We start from the raw sequence: 19,553 nt of genomic DNA, 5'->3' as shown, positions 1-19,553 counted from the left end.
GTCGACGCGCTCGTACCGTGGTGTGCATGAACCGCTTCTCAGCCGCCACCGGCACCCCGAGCGCCTCCCGCACCGAACGACTCCTCGCCACCTCCGTGCTCGTCATCGGCACGGGCGGCGCCGGCCTCCGCGCCTCCATCGAACTCGCCGAGCGCGGCGTGCAGGTGCTCGCGGTCGGCAAGCGCCGCGCCCACGACGCCCACACCACCCTCGCGGCCGGCGGCATCAACGCCGCGCTCGCGACGATGGATCCCGAGGACACCTGGGAGCAGCACGCCGCCGACACGCTGCGCGAATCGTACTTCCTCGCGGATCCCGCCATCGTCGAGACGGTCACCCGCAATGCGGCGCGCGGCATCGAGGATCTCGAGCGCTGGGGCATGCCGTTCGCGCGCGAGGCCGACGGGCGGATCAGCCAGCGCTTCTTCGGCGCGCACAAGTACCGCCGCACCGCCTACGCCGGCGACTACACCGGCCTCGAGATTCAGCGCACCCTCATGCGCCGCGCCGCCGAACTGCAGGTGTCCATCGTCGACACCGTCTACATCACCCGCCTGCTCGTCTCGGAAGGGCGCATCTTCGGCGCCTACGGCTTCGACATCGTCGACGGCTCCCCCGTGGTCATCCACGCCGACGCCGTGATCCTCGCGGCCGGCGGCCACACCCGCATCTGGCGCAACACCTCGTCGCGCCGCGATGAGAACACCGGCGACTCCTTCCGCCTCGCAGCCCTCGCGGGGGGCAGGATCCGGGATGCCGAGCTCGTGCAGTTCCACCCGTCGGGCATCCTCGAGCCCGCGGACGCCGCCGGCACGCTCGTCTCCGAGGCCGCCCGTGGAGAGGGCGGGATCCTGCGCAACGCGCTCGGCGAGCGCTTCATGGAGCGCTACGACCCCGAGCGCATGGAGCTCTCCACGCGCGACCGCGTCGCACTCGCGAGCTACACCGAGATCTCGGAGGGCCGGGGCACGACGAACGGCGGCGTCTTCCTCGACGTGTCGCACCTGCCCCGCGAGCAGATCCTCTCCAAGCTGCCCCGCGTGTACCGCACGCTCATCGACCTGCAGATGCTCGACATCACCGAGGAGCCGATCGAGATCGCGCCGACCGCGCACTACTCCATGGGCGGCGTCTGGGTCACGCCCGACACCCACAGCACCGGCGTCGACGGCCTGTACGCGATCGGCGAGGCCTCGAGCGGCCTGCACGGAGCGAACCGGCTCGGCGGCAACTCGCTCATCGAGCTGCTCGTCTACGGACGCATCACGGGGGCCGACGCGGCCGAGTACGTGTCGGGCCTCACCGAGGTGCGGCGCGATCCCGCCGCCGTCGCCGAGGCGCGCGCTGAGATGCAGGGGCTGCTGGAGGGCGAGGGCGCCTCCGGCAGGAGCACGGAGAGCCCGCGGCGCCTGCAGCGCGCGCTGCGCGACATCATGACCGAGCACGTCGGCGTCGTGCGCAGCGAGGCCGGGCTCGCGACGGCGCTCGACAAGCTCGACGCGCTGCAGGAGCGCGTCGCGCGGGTGACCGCGCACCCCGACATCGCCGGCTTCGACGATCTGGCGCACGCCTTCGACCTCTACGGCTCGATGCTGGCGGCGCGCGCGACCATCGACTGCGCGCGCGAGCGCCGTGAGACGCGGGGCTGCCACAACCGCTCCGACTTCCCCGAGCAGGACGCGTCGCTGCGGGGCAACTTCGTCTGGACGGCCGAGACGGGGCCCGTGTTCGAACCGCTGCCCGAGGCCCCGGCCGCGTTCCGCGACCTGGCGAACGCCGCGGCCGATGACTCGGTCGCCGGCAAACTGGTGGAGTAGGCGCCGGGCGGTGCGGCGCGGTGCGGCGCGGTGCCCGATCTCCGCTCACAGGGTGGACGCTGCCCGGGCACCGCCCGCGCCCGGCCGACTTCTGTGGACAACCGGCCCGAGCTGCCCGGAACCGCGCAGGATCGATGCATGACCCTCTCGACTCCATCGAACGACTCGCGAACCATCATCCGCTGCGGCGGCTCGGCCGACTTCCTCGCCGCCCTCCCCCACGTCACGGGGTTCACCGCGACCGACAGCGTGTTCCTCGTCGGCTTCGCAGGGTCGCGCTCCGACACGGTGGTGCGCGCGGATCTGCCTCCGCACGAGGAGCCCCGCGAAACACTCGCACTCCTCGACTTCGCGAGCGAGCTCGCCCGCGACCTCGCCGCGTCGCACGGCGCGCCGGCGACGCTGGCGATCGTCATCACGAGCAGTGCCGTATTCGCCGCCGACGGCAGTCCCCCGTGGCAGCGCCTCGCCCGTCGGCTGGAGCGGCGGCTGCGGCGCGACGGAGCCGAGATTCGGGATCTGTGCGTCGTCGCTGCGGACGGGTGGGCGAGCCTCCTCGATCCGCGCGCGTCATCCGCACCGCGCCCGCTGAGCGAGATCGCCGAGAGCTCCGTCGCACGCGGCCCGCTGCGGGGTGCCGACCCGCCCGTCCCGCTCGCCGAGCTGGGACGCATCCCCGACGCGCTCCCCGAGCGGATCGCCGCGGTGACGGCCGAGCTCGAACGGCACCGCCCCCTCGACCTCCCGGGCTCGGAGGGCGTCCCCCCGCACCGCTCCGAGCCCGGGAGCACTGCGCTCGCCCACTTCCGGTGGATCTCCGAGACCGCGCAGGTCGCACACGAGCTGCGGGAGGAATCACCGCTGAGCGTCGGCGCGACCGCGCGCCTCATCCGGTGCTGTCAGCACTCCGATCGCTGGCTCGTGCTCGCACTCGGCCTCCTCACGCGCCCGGAGTTCCCGCTCGAGCTCGCCCGCGAGTTCCCGACGGGCAGGTTCGCCGGAGTGCCCGTCGAGACGCCATCCGACGACGCGCCGGGATGGTCGATCCTTCGCATCCTCACCGGCATCTGCCCCGAGTTCATGGAGCACGCGCGACTGGCGGCCGTGGGCGAACGGGTGCTCGACGCCGTCGCCGAGGCGCCCGAGCCGCAGCGCCCCGGTCTCCTCGCGATGAGCGCCTGGTTGTGGTGGCTGCGCGGCAGTCAGACGGTCGCGCAGCGCCACCTCGCGGCGGCCCTGACGATCGACCCGTCGCACGAGCTCTCCCGCATGGTACGGCGACTCGCGTCGACGCCGATCGCCCGTCCGTTTAGCGCCGCCGGGTTCGCGCGCCGCGGCGACGCGACGCATGCTCCGTCTCGGCCCGCAGCACCCCGATGATGCGGTCGATCGCCGCGCCGCTCACGGGGCGGGGCAGGGTGAACCGGAGGCCCGTCTGCGCAAGATCGGCTGAGAGCCCGAGGGCGAGCAGCACGGGAGACGGCTCGTTCGCACCGGCCGAGCACGCTGAGCCCGAAGACACCGCGAACCCGGCGGCATCGAGTGCTACGAGGAGCGACTCCCCGCTCACGCCCTCGACGACGAACGAGGCATGGCCCGGGAGTCGCTCCGTGCGATGCCCCGTCAGACTCGCGCCCGGCACCTCGCGCAGCATCCGCTCGATGAGCAGATCCCGCGACGCCATGAGGGCGACCCCCTGCGAGCCGAGCTGCAGGCGCGACGCCCGCACCGCCGCGGCGAACCCCGCGATGCCCGCCACATTCTCGGTACCGGCGCGACGGCTGTGCTCCTGCCCGCCGCCGTGGAGCACGGGCTCCACGGCGATGCCCGAGCGCAGCAGCAGCGCCCCCGTGCCCTGCGGCCCGCCGAACTTGTGGCCGGCGAGCGTCATCGCGTCGATCCCCGGCCCCGGCCAGCCGCCGTCTGCGCCCGCCTCGAACCGCACCGGGAGCGCTGCAGCGGCCTGCACCGCGTCCGTGTGCATGAGCGCCCCGCTCGCGCGCACGATGCCGGTGTACTCCGCGAGATGCTGCACCGTGCCGACCTCGGCGTTGGCGAGGCCCACGGAGACCAGCGTCGTATCGGGCCGCACCAGCGCCGCGATGGAGGCGGGGCGCACCCGCCCCGAGGCGTCGACCTCCGCCAGGTCGACCGCGAAGCCGAAGACGCGCTCGAGAAAGCGGCAGCTCTCGAGCACGGAGGCGTGCTCGAGCGGCGTGGTCACCAGATGCCGCCCGCGCGGGTTCGCGAGCGCGAGCCCGACGATCGCGAGCGTGTTCGCCTCGGTGCCGCCCGACGTGAACGTCACCTCGGCGGGTCGCGCCCCGAACGCGGCGGCGATCTCCGCGCGAGCGCTCTCGACCCGGGCGCGCGCGTGATGACCGGCCTGGTGCACGCTCGACGCATTGGCCGCACCGTCGTCGAGCGCCGCGATCATCGCCGCCCGCGCCTCCGGGCGCAGCGGCGCCGTCGCAGCGGCGTCGAGGTAGCCGTCGTCCCGGGTGCGCGGGAGCGCCGCCGCGGCCTCGTCGACCCGCTCGGCCGATCGGGTCGACGCCCCGCGCTCGACTGCATCGTGCATGCGCATGCCTCAGTCGGCGTCGAGGCCGAGGTCGAGGGCGCGCGCACCGTGAGTCAGACGGCCCACCGAGATCACGTCGACGCCCGTCTCGGCGATCCCCGCGACGGTGTCGAGCGTCACGCCGCCGCTCGCCTCCGCGACGACCCGGCCCGCGATGCGCCGCACGGCCGTCGCGAGGTCGGCGAGCGCGAAGTTGTCGAGCAGCACCCCGGTGACGTCGGCCGCGAGCACCGCATCGAGCTGATCGAGCCGGTCGATCTCGACGATGATCGACGTCGTGTGCCCGGCACGCTCGCGCAGCCGCCGCAGCGCCGCCGTCGTGGACGCCGCATCGATCGCACCGAGCGCGGCGAGGTGATTGTCCTTGACCATGATCGCGTCGGACAGGCCGAAGCGGTGGTTCGCACCGCCCCCGTCGCGCACCGCCGCCTTCTCGAGCGCCCGCAGCCCGGGCGTCGTCTTCCGCGTATCCGCGATGCGCGCGGGCGTATGCGCGACGGCGGCGACGAACCTCGACGTCAGCGTCGCCACACCGCTGAGCCGCTGGGCGAAGTTCAACGCCACCCGTTCACCCGTCAGCACGCCGCGGGCCGGTCCCGCAACGCGTGCCAGCACATCGCCGGCGGCGAAGCTCGCGCCATCGGCCGCGAGATCGCCGACGACGACTCGCTCGTCGACCTGCCGGAACGTCTCGCTCACGAGCGCCCCGCCCGAGAACACGCCTGCCTCGCGGGCGACGATGCGCGTCGACGTATGCAGCTCCGGCGGAATCGCGAGTTCCACGGTGAGGTCGCCCCACGGGGCGTCCTCGGTCAGCGCGGTGCGCACCGCGCGTTCGATGATCGGTCGGGTCAGCATGCTCAGGCACTCCTCTGCTCGGCGGCACGATGGGGGGTCGCGGATGCGGGCGCGCGCAGCGAGACGGCCCCGCCCGCGCAGCGCTCGCGGCCCGAGGCCGACGACGGCGCGGCTTCGATCACCCGCACCCCTCGACGCCGCGCCTGGGCCGGGTCGCTCCCCGGGAAGTCGGCGCGCAGGTGAGCGCCGCGAGACTCGGTGCGCAGCGCCGCCGCCGCGCCGACGACCGACGCGAGCCGAGCCGCATCGCCCGCACCGCGCCGGAACACCCGATCGGCCCGGGCGAGACCGGCCCCGCTCCGCTCGATCCCGAGCGCCGATCCCACCGCCCGGCCGATCTCGGCTTCGCTCGCCGTGGCGCCCCGCTCGGGATCCGCCGCGAGCGCGCAGCGCTCGGCAGCGCGGATCAGACCCGCGAGCGCGCCGTCGTCGGCGATCCACGCGCCGCCGCCAGGCCGATACGCGGCCGCCGCCACTCCCGCACGCGCACCGAACACCAGGCCTTCGAGCAACGAATTCGAGGCGAGCCGATTCGCGCCGTGCACGCCCGTGGCCGCGACCTCGCCGGCCGCGAACAATCCGGGCACGCTGGAGCGCCCCCACGCGTCGCTCGCAATCCCGCCCATCGTGTAATGCGCGGCCGGCGCGACCGGAACGGGGTCGCGCGCCCAGTCGATCCCCCGCGCCGCGAGGGCGCGCGAGATCCCCGGAAACCGGCGCCCGAGCGCACCCCGCCCACCCGAGCGCTCCACCGGCGTCGCGTCCAGCCACACCTCCCGGGCGTCGTCGCGCTCCAGCGCGCGGTGCACCTCGAGCGAGACCACGTCGCGCGGAGCGAGCTCGGCGCGAGGATGGCGCCCGAGCATGAACCGTGCGCCCCGAGCATCGCGGAGCACCGCACCGGCACCCCGCACCGCCTCCGAGATCAGCAGACTCCGCAGGTCGGCGCGCGCGTCGGTGCGCACATCGGCGCGAACATCGGCGCGCGCTCCGGTGCGCACATCGGCGGGCGCGCCCGAGGCCTCGACGAGCACCGTCGGGTGGAACTGCACGAACTCCAGGTCCGCGAGCACCGCCCCCGCACGAGCCCCGAGCATCACGCCGGCCCCGCGGGCGGAGGGATGATTCGAACTCATCGGGTACAGCGAGGCGTACCCGCCGGTCGCGAGCACCACGGCATCGGCGCGCACCGTCGACACCCGCCCGCGCGCATCCCGCACCGTCGCGCCGACCACCGCCCCGAACCCCACCGTCAACGCCTCGACCGTCGCGCCCTCGCGCACCTCCAGCGTCCCGCCGGAAGCCCCCGCTCGACGCGCCCGCTCCGGCATCAGCCCGCCGACGCGGCTCGCCAGGTGCGCGTGGAGCACCGCGCCCGTGCGGTCGCCGCCCGCGTGCACGATGCGCTCCCGCCCGTGCGCCGCCTCCAGGCCCAGCGCGACGCCGCCGGCCGCATCCCGATCGGCCGCGAATCCCGCATCGAGCAGCTCCCGCATGCGCCGCGCTCCCTCCACGACGAGCACCTCCGCCGCGTCGAGCTGCGTGAGGCCCGCGCCCGCCGCCACCGTGTCTCGCAAGTGATCGGCGACCCGATCCGCGGCCCCGATGGCCGCGGCGATGCCGCCCTGGGCGAGCGGGGTGTTGCCGAGCAGTCGCGGGCCGGAGCCGTCGGCACTCCCCTGCCCGCCCAGCGCGCCCGCCGTCACGAGCAGTACATCGCCGCCCTCCCGCACCGCGGCGAGCGCCGCCGAGAGCCCCGCGACCCCCGAACCGACGACGAGGATCACGGCTTCGCGGCGAGCATGCGCTCGAGAGCGACCCGCGAGGCGTCGGCCACACCCGCGGGCACGGTGATGCGGTTCGGCGTCGCGCCGTCGAGCAGCGACTCGAGCGCCCACGCGAGGTACGCCGGGTGGATGCGGTACATCGTCGAGCACGGGCACACGACGGGATCGAGGCAGAAGACCGTCACGTCGGGGCGCTGCTGCTGCAGCCGGTTCACGAGGTTGATCTCCGTGCCGACCGCGATCACGCTCCCGGGCGCCGCCCGCTCGACCTCGCGGCGGATGTACTCCGTCGAGCCCGCCCCGTCGGCGGCCTCGACCACCGCGGCGGGGCACTCGGGATGCACGACGACCCGCACGCCGGGATGCTCGGCGCGGGCCTGCTCGATCTGCGCCACGGTGAAGCGCTTGTGCACGGAGCAGAACCCGTTCCACAGGATCACCCGCGCGTCGCGCAACTGCTGCTCCGTGTTGCCGCCGAGCGGAAGGTGCGGTCGCCACAGCGGCATCTGCGCCTCGTCGACGCCCATCGTCTTCGCGGTGTTGCGCCCGAGATGCTGATCCGGGAAGAACACGACGCGCTGCCCCCGCTCGAACGCCCACTCCAGCACGGTGCGCGCGTTCGACGAGGTGCAGACGATGCCGCCGTTGCGCCCGCAGAACGCCTTGATCGCGGCGGAGGAGTTCATGTAGGTGACGGGGATCACCGACTGGCGCCCGTCGGCCTCGCTCTCGCCGAGCGCCGCCATGAGGTCGCGCCAGCACGCCTCCACCTGGTCGATCGTCGCCATGTCGGCCATCGAGCAGCCGGCGGCGAGGTTCGGGAGGATGACCGCCTGATCGGCGCCGGAGAGGATGTCGGCGGTCTCGGCCATGAAGTGCACGCCGCAGAACACGAACGCCTCCGCCTCGGGGCTCGCCTTCGCGGCCTGCGCGAGCATGAACGAGTCGCCGACGAAATCGGCGTACTGCACGATCTCGTCGCGCTGGTAGAAGTGGCCGAGGATCCGCACGCGCGACCCGAGCTCCTCGCGAGCCGCGGAGATCCAGGAGGCGAGCTGCGCGTCGGTGGCCGAGGTGTACCGCTCGGGCAGCGGGCCCTGACGCGGGGCATCGGCGGGGGCGCGATCGACGGTCGAAGCGCCCGGGCCGTACCCGGGCTCCCGATCGATCGCCCACGGGTCCTCCGGGAGCGACGAGTCGCACGTCGAGCGCCCCGTCGCCCGCAGCGCGATCGGACGGACCGCGATGCGGCGACGATCGGGCGCCGCGGCCTCGCGCTCGCGCGCGGCCGCGGCGGTGATGAGTTCGGTGACGCTGGTCATGCGGACCTCCGTGAGTGCGGGCGCGCGTCGGGGGGTTCCGGCGCTGCATCGTTCGAGAATCGGTAGAGCCGTGCGGGGCGGTGCGCCGCGCCGGTCTCGCGCTCGCCGGTGTCGACGAGCGCGCCCCGTGCGAGCATCTGCCGCCTGAAGTTGGCCGGATCGACCGCTGCGCCGAGCACCGCCTCGTGCACGGCTCGGAGCCGGCCGATCGTGAAGATCGGCCCGAGGAAGCGGTGCGCGACGGCCGCGTACTCGGTCTTGCTGCGCAACCGGGCGAGCGCGTACGCGATGATGTCGGCGTGGTCGAACGCGAGCTCGGGCAGGCGGTCTGCCGAGCACCAGGCCACGTTGCCCTCGGCGTCCGTGCCCCCGTCATCGAGGTGGTGGAGCGGGGGCGGATCGCCGGGATCGTCCCAGCGGCGGCCGGTTCCCGGGGCGGTCGCCGCGGGGCTCGCCGAGCCGCCCGCCGCGCGGCTCGCCGGGCCGTCCGCGCCGGCCTCCCCGTCCGCCGCGTCCTCCGCTGCCGCCGCGTCGAGGTCGCCCTCGCCGAGCATCGCCCAGTACGCGATCGTCACCAGCCGCGCGGCGTCGGCGGAGCGCTCGACGCCGCCGAACGCGTAGAGCTGCTCGAGGTAGCCCGGCGTGCAGCCGGCGGCGGCTCGGATCGATCGCAGCGCGGTGTCGGTGAGCGTCTCGTTCCATCGGGTCGGCCCGCCGGGAAGCGCCCAGCGCCCGCGGAACGGCTCGCGCGTGCGCCGCACCAGGGGGATCCAAAGCGTGGCGGGGGCAGCTCCGTCATCGCCGGAGCGCGCTGCTTCATCCAGCGTCGACGCGCCCGGGGGCGGGCGGAGCGCGAACGCCACCGTGGAGACGGCGACGGCGGGGGGCAGGTACGGCCGCTCGCTCGCGCTGGCATCGGCGAACCCCATATCGACCTCCCTCTCGGTCCCGCTCTCGCCCGAACGGGGGTTCGAGTCACTCTGACCATAAGCAGCATACGCGGGGCGAGGGCGGAGTCAAAGCGCGGCCGGCGCATGGTCACGGAAGGTAACGATTGCGCAGATGGGTCTCGCGCCGCCCGGAACCGTGGGATAAGCTCAACGGGTAAGACCAGTAATGCCGAACGTAGGGATTCTCCAGCACGTTTTTCTTGCCGCTGAAATGCAGCACGCTACCAGTCTCCACGTCGGCGCCGTCGCCGTGGCACCCCGGCCGCACTCGCGGCCAGCAACACACGAAGGAAACACAGTATGGCCACCGGCACCGTGAAATGGTTCAACTCTGAAAAGGGCTTCGGCTTCATCACCCCCGACGACGGAGCATCCGACGTCTTCGCGCACTTCAGCGCGATCTCGGGCAGCGGCCGTCGCGACCTGTTCGAAGAGCAGCGCGTCGAGTTCGACGTCGAGCAGGGCCCCAAGGGCCTGCAGGCGAGCAACATCCGCGCTCTCTGATCAGCGCACGATGACGAGGTGCAGGGCATTCGCCCTGCACCTCGTTTTTGTATATTCCGCACATCGCGCTCGACGGGCCCGCCCGCACGTCGCTACGGTCGGAGCACCCTGACCCCTGACACGGGAGCCGCATGTCGACGCTGACGTACCCGCACCTCTTCACCCCGCTCGCTCTGGGCGCCATCACCCTGCCGAACCGCATCATCATGGGGTCGATGCACATCGGCCTCGAGGAGACGCCCGGCGGCTTCGAACGGCTCGCGGCGTTCTACCGCGAACGGGTGGCGGGGGGCGCTGCCCTCATCGTCACCGGCGGAGTATCGCCGAACCGCGAGGGGCGGCTCACGGAGGGGGCGGCGATGCTCGCCACGGACGCGGACGTCGCCGAGCACCGCATCGTCACCGACGCCGTGCACGAGGCGGGCGGGCGCATCGTGCTGCAGATCCTGCACGCGGGGAGGTACGGCGCGCACGGCGACATCGTGGCCCCGAGCGCCCTGCGCGCGCCCATCTCGCCGATCACGCCGCGGGCGCTCGACGCCGACGACATCGAACGCACCATCGACGACTTCGCCCGCACCGCGTCGCTCGCCGCGGCTGCGGGGTACGACGGCGTCGAGATCATGGGCTCCGAGGGCTACCTCATCAACGAGTTCACGGCTCCGCACACGAACCACCGCTCCGACGGCTGGGGCGGCGATGCCGAGCGGCGCACGCGGCTCCCCGTCGAGATCGTGCGCCGCGTCCGGGCGGCGCTCGGCGAATCCGGCATCCTCATCTACCGACTCTCCATGCTCGACCTCGTGCCCGACGGATCGACCCTCGACGAGGTCGTCGACCTCGCACTGCGCGTCGAGGCCGCCGGGGCGTCGCTCATCAACACCGGCATCGGCTGGCACGAGGCGCGCATCCCCACCATCGCGAGCTCGGTGCCGCGGGGCGCCTTCACCTGGGTCACGCGCCGTCTCATGGGCGCCGTCGCGATCCCGCTGATCGCCACGAACCGGATCAACACGCCCGAGACCGCGGAGGCGGTGCTCGCCTCGGGCAGCGCAGACCTGGTGTCGCTCGCACGGCCGTTCCTCGCCGATCCCGCCTTCGCGGCGAAGGCCGCCGCGGGGACACCCGAGCGCATCAACACCTGCATCGGATGCAACCAGGCCTGCCTCGACCACACGTTCGCCGGGAAGATCGCGTCGTGCCTGGTGAACCCGCGCGCGGGGCACGAGACCGATCTCGTGATCGCGCCGACGACCGCGCCGCGCCGGATCGCCGTCGTCGGCTCGGGCCCCGCCGGGCTCTCGTGCGCCACGACCGCCGCCTCCCGCGGGCACGACGTGACCCTCTTCGAAGCCGACACGCGGATCGGCGGCCAGCTCAACGTCGCGCTGCAGGTGCCCGGCAAGAGCGAGTTCCGCGAGACGCTGCGCTACTTCGGGGTGCGCATCGCGGAGACCGGCGTCGCGCTGCGGCTCGGCGAACGGGCCGACGCGGCGACGCTCGACGCCGAGGGCTTCGACGAGATCGTGCTGGCGACGGGGGTGCTCCCCCGCCGGCCCGAGATCGACGGTCTCGATCACCCGAGCGTCGTCGGCTACCTCGACGTGCTGCGCGATCGCGCTCCGGTGGGGCGGCGCGTGGCGATCCTCGGGGCCGGCGGCATCGGGTTCGACGTCGCCGAGTTCCTCACGTCCGATTCCGACGAGGATCCCGCCGACGTGCCCGGCTTCCTCGCCCACTGGGGCGTCGACGCCGAATACCGTCGCGGAGGCGGGCTCACCGCCGCCGTCGAGGAGCCCCCGCAGCGCTCCGTCGTGATGCTGCAGCGCAGCGCCGGCAAGCTCGGGAGCCGGCTGGGGAAGACGACCGGCTGGATCCACCGCACGGAGCTCGCCCGACGCGGCGTGCGCATGGTGCCCGGCGCCGAGTACCGGCGCGTCGACGACCGCGGTCTCCACGTGACGCTCGACGGCGAGCCGACGACGCTCGCGGTCGACACCGTGGTGCTGTGCACGGGTCAGGATCCCGCGCGCGAGCTGCACGGCGAGCTCGCCGCGCTCGGCATCGGCGCGCATCTGATCGGCGGGGCCGACCTCGCAGCGGAGCTCGACGCGAAGCGGGCGATCGACCAGGGCACGCGCCTCGCGGCGAGATTGTGAGACGACCATGACGACCCGCTCGGACGCCGCGGAGCGCCTCGCGCGCATGATCCGCATTCCCACCGTCTCCGCCGAGCTCGACGAGCGGGGGCGCGCGCCGTTCGACGACTTCGCCGCCCTGCTCGCAGAGCTGTACCCGAACGTGCATCGCGCGCTCGACCGGGAGCGCATCACCGAATTCGGTCTGCTCTTCCGCTGGCCCGGCGCCGACGCCGAGCTCGACCCGGTCGTGCTGATGGCGCACTACGACGTGGTGCCCGTCGACGAGCGCGACGCCTGGACCCACCCGCCGTTCGCGGGGCGCATCGCCGACGGCTACGTGCACGGCCGGGGCGCCCTCGACGACAAGGGCCCGCTGCTCGTCATCCTCGAAGCCGTCGAGTCGCTGCTGGCGGAGCGGTTCGTGCCGGCGCGCGACGTCTACCTCTCGTTCGGCGGCAACGAGGAGACCTTCGGATCGGCGGCGCGCGCCATCGCCGACGCGTTCGCCGCGCGGGGCATCACCCCCTGGCTCGTGCTCGACGAGGGCGGCGCCGTCGTGGACGCGCCGCTGCCGCTCGTGCGCGGGCAGGCCGCGATGGTGGGCGTCGGCGAGAAGGGCCCGCTGACGCTGCGCCTGAGCGCGCACGGCGACGGCGGGCACGCGTCCGCTCCCCCGGCACTCACCGCCGCCGCGCGCGTCGCGCGGGCCGTGACCCGACTGGGTGCTGGCACGTTCCCGGCGCGCACCCCGGTCGGCGTGAGTCGCATGCTCGCGGGCCTCGTCCCCAGCACCTCGGGGCCGGCCCGCCGGCTCTACCGCCTCCTGGCGGCGCACCCCCGGCTCACCGCCCGCGTCTTCGCACGGCTCGGCGGGGAGCCCGCGGCCATGGTGCGCACCACGGTCGCGACGACCATGCTCGCCGGGGGCACCGCGTCGAATGTGCTGCCCTCCCGCGCGAGCGCGACGGTGAACCTGCGCATCGCGCTCGGGGAGACGGTCGCCTCGACCGTGCGGCGGGTACGCCGCCGCATCGGCGATCGGCGCGTGCAGATCGAGGTCGTCGACGGCGAGGAGCCGTCGCCGGAGTCGTCGACCGACAACGCGCAGTTCGCGCTCATCGCCGCGGCCGTGGGCGCATCGCACCCCGAGGCGCGCACCGTGCCGTACATCATGATGGCGGCCACCGACTCGCGGCACTTCCACCGGTTCGCCCCCGCCGTCTACCGGTTCGCACCGCTCGCCATGTCGGCAGAGCTGCGGGCCACGATCCACGGCGTCGACGAGCGGGTGTCGATCGCGGAGCTCGAGCGCGGCACCCGGTTCCACCGTGCGCTGCTCGAGCAGCTCCCCTCCCGGTCGGGCGCATGACCCGGGTGCGGCTCGGCGCGCTCGCGGGGGTCGTCGGATTCCTCGCATTCGTCGAGTTCACGAGCGGGTTCCTCCAGGGCTACTACACCCCGATGCTCTCCGACATCGCGCGGCACCTCGAGGTGCCCGACGCCGACGTGAACTGGCTCGAGGGCTCCCAGCTCATGCTGTCGGCGCTCGTCGTGCCGGTGCTCGCGAAACTCGGCGACATGGTCGGGCACCGGCGGATCCTGCTCTGGTCGACCGCGGTGACGGCCGTGACGACGCTCGCCCTGCCCTTCGCCACCACCTTCCCGCTCTTCCTCGCCGCCTGGACGCTGCAGGGCGTGTACGTCGTCTGGCTGCCGCTCGAGATCGCGCTCATCTGGTCGCGCACGCGCGACCGCGAGGGACGCTCGCTGCTCACGGCGCGCGCTGCGGGCATGCTCGTCGCGGCCCTCGAGGCGGGGGCCATCTCGGGCGCGCTAATCGGCGGAGCGCTGATCGATGCGCTGCCCGTCGTCGTCGTGCTCCTCATTCCCGGCCTGCTGGTGATGCTGTGCTTCGCCGTGATCGCGCTCGGCGTGGCCGAGTCGCCCGTGCAGCTCGGCGGCCGGATCGACGCCGTCGGGCTCGCACTCGTCACGGTCGCTCTGCTCGCGTTCACCGCCGGGCTCGGCCTGCTGCGGGTGCAGGGAGCGGCCAGCCCGGCGGCGTGGGCCGTCGTCGTGCTCGGCCTGCTGCTCTTCGTGCCGTTCGCCAGGTGGGAGCTGCGCCACCCCGACCCGCTGATCGACGTGCGGCTCTTCCGATCGCCCGCGCTCGCACCCGTCTTCGCGACCGCCGCTCTCTTCGGCATGAGCGTGCTCGGCGCCCAGGCGCCGCTGTCGACCTTCATCCGCACCGACCCGTCGACTGCGGGGTACGGGCTGGGCATCGGCGGGTTCCTCACTTCCCTGGTGATCGGCGCCTATCTGATCGCGATGGTGGCGGGTGCGCTCGCGTACCCGTTCGCGGCGCGCGTCTCCACCCCGCGGAACGCGCTCGCCATCGCCGCGCTGCTCGTCGCGCTCGGGTACCTGCTCTTCCTGCCGTTCCACACGAGCTACGCGCACATGGTGACCAACATGATGATCGCAGGGCTCGGCTCCGGGGCCCTGGTGGCCGCACTTCCGGCGGCCGCCGCCTCCGGCGCCCCGCCGCACCTCACGGGCGTCGCCACCGGGCTCACGAACTCCACGAAGACCGTGGGCGGTGCCGTCGCGTCGGCGATCTTCGGCATCGCGCTCATGCACGGCGTGGCTGATGCGGCCGGGGCCGGCGGCGCTGCCGGTGACGTCGCCGGCGGCGCCGGCTCGTTCGCCGGGTACGTCGTCGTGTGGTGCGTGTGCGGCGGGTCGGCGCTCATCGCCGCCATCGCGCTCCGCTTCGCGGTGCCTGCGGACGCGTTCCGAGATCGCACGAGCGTCGAGCGCTAGCTGTACTTGGTCATGAGGTTGGTATCACGAGGGGAAGGGAGAAGGCCCCCATCATTGGTGGTGTCTAAGTCATCGCCGAGGGAGGCCTTCTCTTGTCCCACCGTAATGCTGTTCTGACTATTCGTGGCCGCCAGATCCTGTGCGAACGGATCGCTGCGGGTCGTCCGGTGTCCCATGTGGCCAAGGAGATGGGGATCTCCCGCACGTGTGCTCACCGCTGGTGGGGTCGCTATCGCCGCCAAGGACCGGCTGGCCTGGAAGACCGTTCCTCCAGGCCCAAATCGATGCCGACGGCCACACCGGTGGAGATCGCGACGGCGGTCGTAGCGGCCAGGATCGCTGACCGGGACAACGCGTTCGAGTTGGCAGCCCGCTTCGGTGTCTCGCCCTCGACAGCCGGGCGGATCATCCGCCGGGCCGGCCTTCCACGTCTGGCTGATATCGATCGCGTGACCGGAGAAGTGATCCGTGCCTCACGGGCCACCGATCACCGTTACGAACGCGAGCGTGCCGGTGATCTGGTCCATGTCGACGTCAAGAAGCTGGGCCGCATCCCCGACGGTGGGGGCTGGCGCGCCCACGGCCGCTCCGAGCAGGTTCGTAAACGCGGCATCGGCTTCGACTACGTCCACGTCGCCGTGGACGACCACACCCGGTTGGCATTCGCGCAGGTCCTGCCCGATGAGCAGGCGACCACCTGCGCGACGTTCATGGCCGACGCCGCCGCGTTCTTCGCGAGCCACGGGGTCCGCATCCGTCAGGTCATGACGGACAACGCTTTGGCCTACCGACGTTCCCGCGCGTTCCGCAACGCTCTGGCCGCGCTGACGGCCACTCACGTCCTGATTCGTCCACGCTCACCGTGGCAGAACGGCAAGGCCGAACGGTTCAACCGCACCCTGGCCGACGGGTGGGCATATCGACGCCCCTACGCATCGAACGACGATCGCACCGCCGCGCTCGATGCGTGGTTGGAGCACTACAACTACGCTCGACCTCACACCGCCGCACACGGCCGTCCCCCGATCAGCCGACTGGCACCAACCTCATGACCAAGTACAGCTAGCGCGGCGGAGCGAGCAGCGCGTCCGCAGCGCCGAGCGCGCTCTCCAGCAGCTCGTCCAGCCGATGCCGGCCCGCGCCGAGCACCGCCCACCGCCACACCGTTCCGACGAGCGCGGCGGCGTACCCGGCGGCGATGACCTCGGCCTGGAGCGCATCCCGCCCCTCCCGCTGCAGGCGGCGCTCGATCGCGGCCGCGATGCGCAGCTGACGCGAGGCCCGCCCCGCCGCGAGTTCGTCCTCGACGCCCATGGTGCGCGCCTCCGCGATCGCCAGGGCCAGCGTCTCCGGCGCCTCACCGGCGGCGAACACGCGCAGCGCGCTCGACGCATCCTCGGCCGATGCTCGCAGCGCCGCCTCCAGGGCCGCGATCCGCGCGTCGAAGACGTACCAGAGCATCTCCGATTTCGACGCGAAGTAGTTGAAGAAGCTGGAGCGGCTGACGCCCGCGCGCCGCGTGATCTCCGACACCGACGTCGCTTCGTAACCGCGCTCGAGGAACAGCTCGCACGCGGCGTCCGCAAGCATCTCCCGGGAGGATGCGTGCGGACGCCCGCGGCTCGGAGACATGCTCACCACTGTAGCGAACGCGTATGAGCGGTGAGCGGGGCGCGCGTCGGGCGGGGAGCGCCCGTCGGGCGGCGCTCGCCGGCCCTCGACTCAGAGGTGCTTGCCCCCGGTCACCGGGAGCACGGCACCCGACACGTACGACGCCTCCTCCGACGCGAGATAGACGTACGCCCCGGCGAGCTCGGCGGGCTGCCCCGGCCGCCCGAGCGGCGTGTCCTCGCCGAAGTGCACCTGCTTCTCGTCCCACCCGGTGGCCGGGATGAGGGGCGTCCAGATCGGGCCCGGGGCGACCGCGTTGACGCGGACGCCGCGCTCCCCCTGCTGCTCGGCGAGCGCCTGCGTGAAGGCGACGAGCCCCGCCTTCGTCATGGCGTAGTCGAGGAGGTCGGGAGAGGGGTTGTACGCCTGCACCGACGCCGAGACGATGACGCTCGATCCGGGCTGGAGGTGCGGCGCCGCTTCGCGGAAGAGCAGGATCGGCGCGACCAGGTTGGTGGAGAACACGTTCTCCACGGCATCGCGCGTGATCTCGGCGTTCGGCTCGCGCTCGCGCTGCGTCGCGGCGTTCAGCACGAGGATGTCGAGGCCGCCGAGCTCGTCCACGGTGCGGCGCACCGTCTCGACGCAATCGGACTCCTGGCGCAGATCTCCGGGCAGCAGCACGCCCTTGCGGTTGGCCTGCTCGATCTGCTCGAGCGTCGCCTGGGCGTCCTCGTGCTCCTCGGGCAGATACGCGATGGCGACGTCGGCGCCCTCTCGCGCGAACGCGATGGCGACCGCCCGCCCGATGCCCGAGTCGCCGCCGGTGATGAGCGCGCGCATTCCGGCGAGCCGGCCGTTGCCGGTGTACGTGTCCTCGCCGTGATCCGGCGCGGGCTGCATCGGCTCCGTGAGGCCGGGCTGCGACGGCTGCTCCTGCTGCGGCAGCGGGGCCTTCGGGTACTTCGTGCGCGGGTCCATGTTGGGGGTCATGCGTCCTCCTCGGTCTGCGGTCGTGGGTGGTGGTGCGTGGCGATCGGCGCGCCGGTCAGTGCGAGCGCAGGAGGTCGATGAGCTCCTGCTTGCGCATGCGCGAGTACCCCGAGAGCCCGAGCTCCTTGGCTCGGCTCTTGAGCTCGTCGACCGTGCGCTCCTCGTAGTCCTCGGCGTGGCCGCCGCGCTCGCCCACGCGCGAGCGGCCGTCGCGCGCGGCGGCGTTCGAGATGCGAGCGGCCTTCTCGGCCGACGCGCCGTCGTCGCGGAGCTTCTCGTACAGTTCGGGATCCTTCAGCTGCGGGGTCTTCGATTTCGGCATCGAGCATCCTCTCCCTTCACGTCGTGCCCTCGACGCTACGGCGCGGCCCCGCCCTGCGGCAGGGCCTCGACAGCTCCGGGCGCGGTCGCTAGCCTTCGGAGCCCGCAGCCCCATCGGCGTCGTCGGCGGTCGCGCCGCCCACCTCCGAGAGGCGCCGCACGGCCGGCCCCTCGAACACCTCGCCCGTCGCCGAGAAGCGAGACGCGTGCAGCGGGCAGTCCCAGCTGCGCTCGGCGGGGTTCCAGTTCACGATGCCGCCGAGGTGGGTGCAGATCGCGGAGACGCGGCACAGCTCGCCGTCCACCCGCGACACGGCGACGGGGCGGGCGCCTTCGCGCACCACCCGGCCCTCCCCCTCGGCGAGGTCGGCGGCGCCCGAGCCGCTCAGCACGGCGCGCGTCCAATCGCCCGCCACATGGGCGGCGACCTCGGCGTTCACCCGCACCGCGTCGGCGACGCCCGCGACTCCCGGGCCCGCCGTGCGCATGGTCTCCGCCCAGTCGAGCCTGCCGCCGAGCATCTGCGACACGATCGCGAGACCCGCGGCGACCGCATTCGTCATGCCCCACTTGTCGTACCCCGTCGCGGTGAAGATGCGCCCGTGCCCGCCGGCGAGCGGGCCGGCGTACGGGGGCCCTGCGTGCCGCTGGTAGTCCTGCGCCGCCCACCAGCTCACCCGGGAGCCGGCGCCGAGGTGCTGCTGCGCCCACGCATCGAGCTCGGCGAGCGTGCGCACGGTGTCGCCGCCGCGCCCGGTCGTGTGGCCGCCCCCGCCGACGAGCACCAGGGTCTCGCCGTTCGCGCCCCTCGCGGTGCGCAGCGATCGATCGGGAGCGTCGATCGACACGTGCATGCCGCGCGGAATTCGCTCCTCCGGCACGTCGTACGCGGCGACGAACGACCGGAACGGCTCGAGACGCGCGAAGAAGAGCCCCCGGTCGAGGATCGGCACGCCGGTCGCCAGCACGCACCGGTCGGCGGCGACCACCCCCGCAGCCGTCTGCACGGCGAGGTCATCCCCCTCCTCCTCCACCCCGTGCACGCGGGTGCGCTCGTGGATCTCCCCGCCGCGTTCGAGCACCTCGGCGGCGAGCGCGGCCAGCACATCCATGGGCTGCAGCTGCACCTGGTGCTCGAGCGCGATCGCTCCGGCGGTCGCGAAGGGCAGGCCCGTGTCGTCGGTCCACTCGGCGTCGACTCCCGCCGCACGGCAGGCCTCGAGCTCGCGCTCCAGATCTTCGACCCCCGAGTCGCCATTCGCATACGTGACGGCGGTGCGCCGGTCGACCGGCAGGCCTAGGCGCTCGAGTTCGCGGATCATCCACGCCTGTCCCTCGCGGTTCGCCTCGGCGTAAGCCTGCACCGCGTCGTCGCCGGCGTGCCCGCGGATGCGCGAGTACACGCCCCCCTGCAGCAGGCTGAGCTTGCCGGTCGTATGCCCGGTGGTCACCGCTCCCACGGTGCGCGCCTCGAGCACCGCGACGCGCTGCCCCGAGCGCGAGAGCAGCACTGCGGTCACCAGACCCGTCAGCCCGGCGCCGACCACGACCGTGTCGAAGCGGCGCCCGATCGGCGTCGAATGGGCGGGAGAGACGGGAACGGACGAGCCGGTGCGGTGCCACAGTGCAGTCATGCGCTCACGCTACGAATCCGCTGCGGCGCGGGGCAGCCCCTTGACAGCGGGCGGCGGTGCGAGCGCGGCGCTGCCGGCGGCGGGTGATCGGCGGCGGCGCCGCCCGGGCCCGGAATGGTAGGGGAAGTGCTCCGCGGATGCAAGGCGCTGCCCGGGCCGGGCGGCCGCCGAGATGCTGGTGCCGTACCCGCTCGGGCGCCCGCACGTG

The 19,553-nt window shown here is 73.3% G+C and carries 17 protein-coding genes; 7 read left to right on the top strand and 10 right to left on the bottom strand.

The genetic code is table 11. The features are described 5' to 3' along the window. Positions 1-26 precede the first annotated feature (26 nt). Together BLT44_RS08005 and BLT44_RS08000 are read left to right on the top strand one after the other, a co-directional pair. Positions 27-1,817, top strand: a complete 1,791-nt coding sequence (locus BLT44_RS08005; RefSeq protein WP_010157653.1) for an FAD-binding protein — start codon at positions 27-29, stop codon at positions 1,815-1,817. Between the two features lie 138 nt (positions 1,818-1,955). After that, entirely contained in the window at positions 1,956-3,197 is a 1,242-nt protein-coding gene (locus BLT44_RS08000; protein WP_029608384.1) for a DUF4192 family protein, read from the top strand. Here the strand turns inward: BLT44_RS08000 and BLT44_RS07995 are convergent. The 6 genes from BLT44_RS07995 to BLT44_RS16060 form a co-directional block, all read right to left on the bottom strand. After that, on the bottom strand, positions 3,127-4,398 hold the full coding sequence (locus BLT44_RS07995) for a cysteine desulfurase family protein (protein ID WP_143026029.1): 1,272 nt from the start codon (positions 4,396-4,398) through the stop codon (positions 3,127-3,129). The two genes, BLT44_RS08000 and BLT44_RS07995, sit on opposite strands and share 71 nt — an antisense overlap. A 9-nt stretch (positions 4,399-4,407) precedes the next feature. Beyond that, a complete protein-coding gene (gene nadC, locus BLT44_RS07990) occupies positions 4,408-5,256 on the bottom strand; it encodes a carboxylating nicotinate-nucleotide diphosphorylase (protein WP_010157656.1) in 849 nt (282 codons plus the stop codon). 2 nt (positions 5,257-5,258) lie between these two features. Then, the gene (locus BLT44_RS07985) at positions 5,259-7,043 is read right to left on the bottom strand and encodes an L-aspartate oxidase (RefSeq protein WP_010157657.1); all 1,785 of its coding nucleotides are present in this window, start codon (positions 7,041-7,043) and stop codon (positions 5,259-5,261) included. Continuing rightward, positions 7,040-8,365, bottom strand: coding sequence for a quinolinate synthase NadA (nadA, locus tag BLT44_RS07980; RefSeq protein ID WP_010157658.1), 1,326 nt, complete (start codon positions 8,363-8,365; stop codon positions 7,040-7,042). Before nadA ends, BLT44_RS07985 begins: the two co-directional genes overlap by 4 nt. Further along, positions 8,362-9,294: an NUDIX hydrolase gene (locus BLT44_RS07975; RefSeq protein WP_074690120.1), complete on the bottom strand. Its 933-nt coding sequence runs from the start codon at positions 9,292-9,294 to the stop codon at positions 8,362-8,364. Before BLT44_RS07975 ends, nadA begins: the two co-directional genes overlap by 4 nt. 109 nt (positions 9,295-9,403) lie before the next feature. After that, positions 9,404-9,535 carry a hypothetical protein gene (locus tag BLT44_RS16060; RefSeq protein ID WP_269208767.1) on the bottom strand — a complete coding sequence of 44 codons (132 nt, stop codon included), beginning with the start codon at positions 9,533-9,535 and terminating at the stop codon, positions 9,404-9,406. 80 nt (positions 9,536-9,615) lie between these two features. Here BLT44_RS16060 and BLT44_RS07970 point away from each other — a divergent pair, with 80 nt between their 5' ends. The 5 genes from BLT44_RS07970 (at position 9,616) to BLT44_RS07950 (ending at position 15,838) form a co-directional block, all read left to right on the top strand. Further along, positions 9,616-9,819, top strand: a complete 204-nt coding sequence (locus BLT44_RS07970; protein ID WP_010157661.1) for a cold-shock protein — start codon at positions 9,616-9,618, stop codon at positions 9,817-9,819. A gap of 131 nt (positions 9,820-9,950) precedes the next feature. Then, complete coding sequence (locus tag BLT44_RS07965) at positions 9,951-11,978, top strand: NADPH-dependent 2,4-dienoyl-CoA reductase (RefSeq protein ID WP_010157662.1); 2,028 nt, start codon at positions 9,951-9,953, stop codon at positions 11,976-11,978. Positions 11,979-11,985: 7 nt separating this feature from the next. Then, positions 11,986-13,329: a M20/M25/M40 family metallo-hydrolase gene (locus BLT44_RS07960; RefSeq protein ID WP_074690118.1), complete on the top strand. Its 1,344-nt coding sequence runs from the start codon at positions 11,986-11,988 to the stop codon at positions 13,327-13,329. Further along, positions 13,326-14,786 carry an MFS transporter gene (locus BLT44_RS07955; RefSeq protein ID WP_074690116.1) on the top strand — a complete coding sequence of 487 codons (1,461 nt, stop codon included), beginning with the start codon at positions 13,326-13,328 and terminating at the stop codon, positions 14,784-14,786. Before BLT44_RS07960 ends, BLT44_RS07955 begins: the two co-directional genes overlap by 4 nt. 92 nt (positions 14,787-14,878) lie before the next feature. Continuing rightward, a complete protein-coding gene (locus BLT44_RS07950) occupies positions 14,879-15,838 on the top strand; it encodes an IS481 family transposase (RefSeq protein WP_083351965.1) in 960 nt (319 codons plus the stop codon). 10 nt (positions 15,839-15,848) lie between these two features. Here the strand turns inward: BLT44_RS07950 and BLT44_RS07945 are convergent, their stop codons facing one another. The 4 genes from BLT44_RS07945 to BLT44_RS07930 all read right to left on the bottom strand — a co-directional run bounded on the left by BLT44_RS07945 (position 15,849) and on the right by BLT44_RS07930 (position 19,345). After that, positions 15,849-16,418, bottom strand: coding sequence for a TetR/AcrR family transcriptional regulator (locus BLT44_RS07945; RefSeq protein WP_074690345.1), 570 nt, complete (start codon positions 16,416-16,418; stop codon positions 15,849-15,851). 90 nt (positions 16,419-16,508) lie between these two features. After that, positions 16,509-17,390, bottom strand: coding sequence for an SDR family oxidoreductase (locus tag BLT44_RS07940; protein ID WP_010157665.1), 882 nt, complete (start codon positions 17,388-17,390; stop codon positions 16,509-16,511). A gap of 55 nt (positions 17,391-17,445) precedes the next feature. Continuing rightward, the gene (locus tag BLT44_RS07935) at positions 17,446-17,712 is read right to left on the bottom strand and encodes a Rho termination factor N-terminal domain-containing protein (RefSeq protein WP_010157666.1); all 267 of its coding nucleotides are present in this window, start codon (positions 17,710-17,712) and stop codon (positions 17,446-17,448) included. Between the two features lie 88 nt (positions 17,713-17,800). Continuing rightward, entirely contained in the window at positions 17,801-19,345 is a 1,545-nt protein-coding gene (locus tag BLT44_RS07930; RefSeq protein WP_010157667.1) for an FAD-dependent oxidoreductase, read from the bottom strand. Positions 19,346-19,553: the final 208 nt, after the last annotated feature.

The organism is Leucobacter chromiiresistens, assembly GCF_900102345.1.
GTDB lineage: Bacteria > Actinomycetota > Actinomycetes > Actinomycetales > Microbacteriaceae > Leucobacter > Leucobacter chromiiresistens.
Note: the sequence above shows the minus strand (reverse complement) of the source record. Positions and strands in the feature narration are given on the sequence as shown.

Excerpts from the sequence above, each read along its gene's own strand:
- BLT44_RS07995 (WP_143026029.1), bottom strand. The coding sequence starts at position 4,398 with ATGCACGATGCAGTCGAGCGCGGGGCGTCGACCCGATCGGCCGAGCGG.
- BLT44_RS07970 (WP_010157661.1), top strand. The coding sequence starts at position 9,616 with ATGGCCACCGGCACCGTGAAATGGTTCAACTCTGAAAAGGGCTTCGGC.
- BLT44_RS07935 (WP_010157666.1), bottom strand. The coding sequence starts at position 17,712 with ATGCCGAAATCGAAGACCCCGCAGCTGAAGGATCCCGAACTGTACGAG.
- BLT44_RS07945 (WP_074690345.1), bottom strand. The coding sequence starts at position 16,418 with ATGTCTCCGAGCCGCGGGCGTCCGCACGCATCCTCCCGGGAGATGCTT.
- BLT44_RS07955 (WP_074690116.1), top strand. The coding sequence starts at position 13,326 with ATGACCCGGGTGCGGCTCGGCGCGCTCGCGGGGGTCGTCGGATTCCTC.
- BLT44_RS07930 (WP_010157667.1), bottom strand. The coding sequence starts at position 19,345 with ATGACTGCACTGTGGCACCGCACCGGCTCGTCCGTTCCCGTCTCTCCC.
- nadC (WP_010157656.1), bottom strand. The coding sequence starts at position 5,256 with ATGCTGACCCGACCGATCATCGAACGCGCGGTGCGCACCGCGCTGACC.
- BLT44_RS08005 (WP_010157653.1), top strand. The coding sequence starts at position 27 with ATGAACCGCTTCTCAGCCGCCACCGGCACCCCGAGCGCCTCCCGCACC.
- BLT44_RS08000 (WP_029608384.1), top strand. The coding sequence starts at position 1,956 with ATGACCCTCTCGACTCCATCGAACGACTCGCGAACCATCATCCGCTGC.
- nadA (WP_010157658.1), bottom strand. The coding sequence starts at position 8,365 with ATGACCAGCGTCACCGAACTCATCACCGCCGCGGCCGCGCGCGAGCGC.
- BLT44_RS07940 (WP_010157665.1), bottom strand. The coding sequence starts at position 17,390 with ATGACCCCCAACATGGACCCGCGCACGAAGTACCCGAAGGCCCCGCTG.
- BLT44_RS07960 (WP_074690118.1), top strand. The coding sequence starts at position 11,986 with ATGACGACCCGCTCGGACGCCGCGGAGCGCCTCGCGCGCATGATCCGC.
- BLT44_RS07975 (WP_074690120.1), bottom strand. The coding sequence starts at position 9,294 with ATGGGGTTCGCCGATGCCAGCGCGAGCGAGCGGCCGTACCTGCCCCCC.
- BLT44_RS07965 (WP_010157662.1), top strand. The coding sequence starts at position 9,951 with ATGTCGACGCTGACGTACCCGCACCTCTTCACCCCGCTCGCTCTGGGC.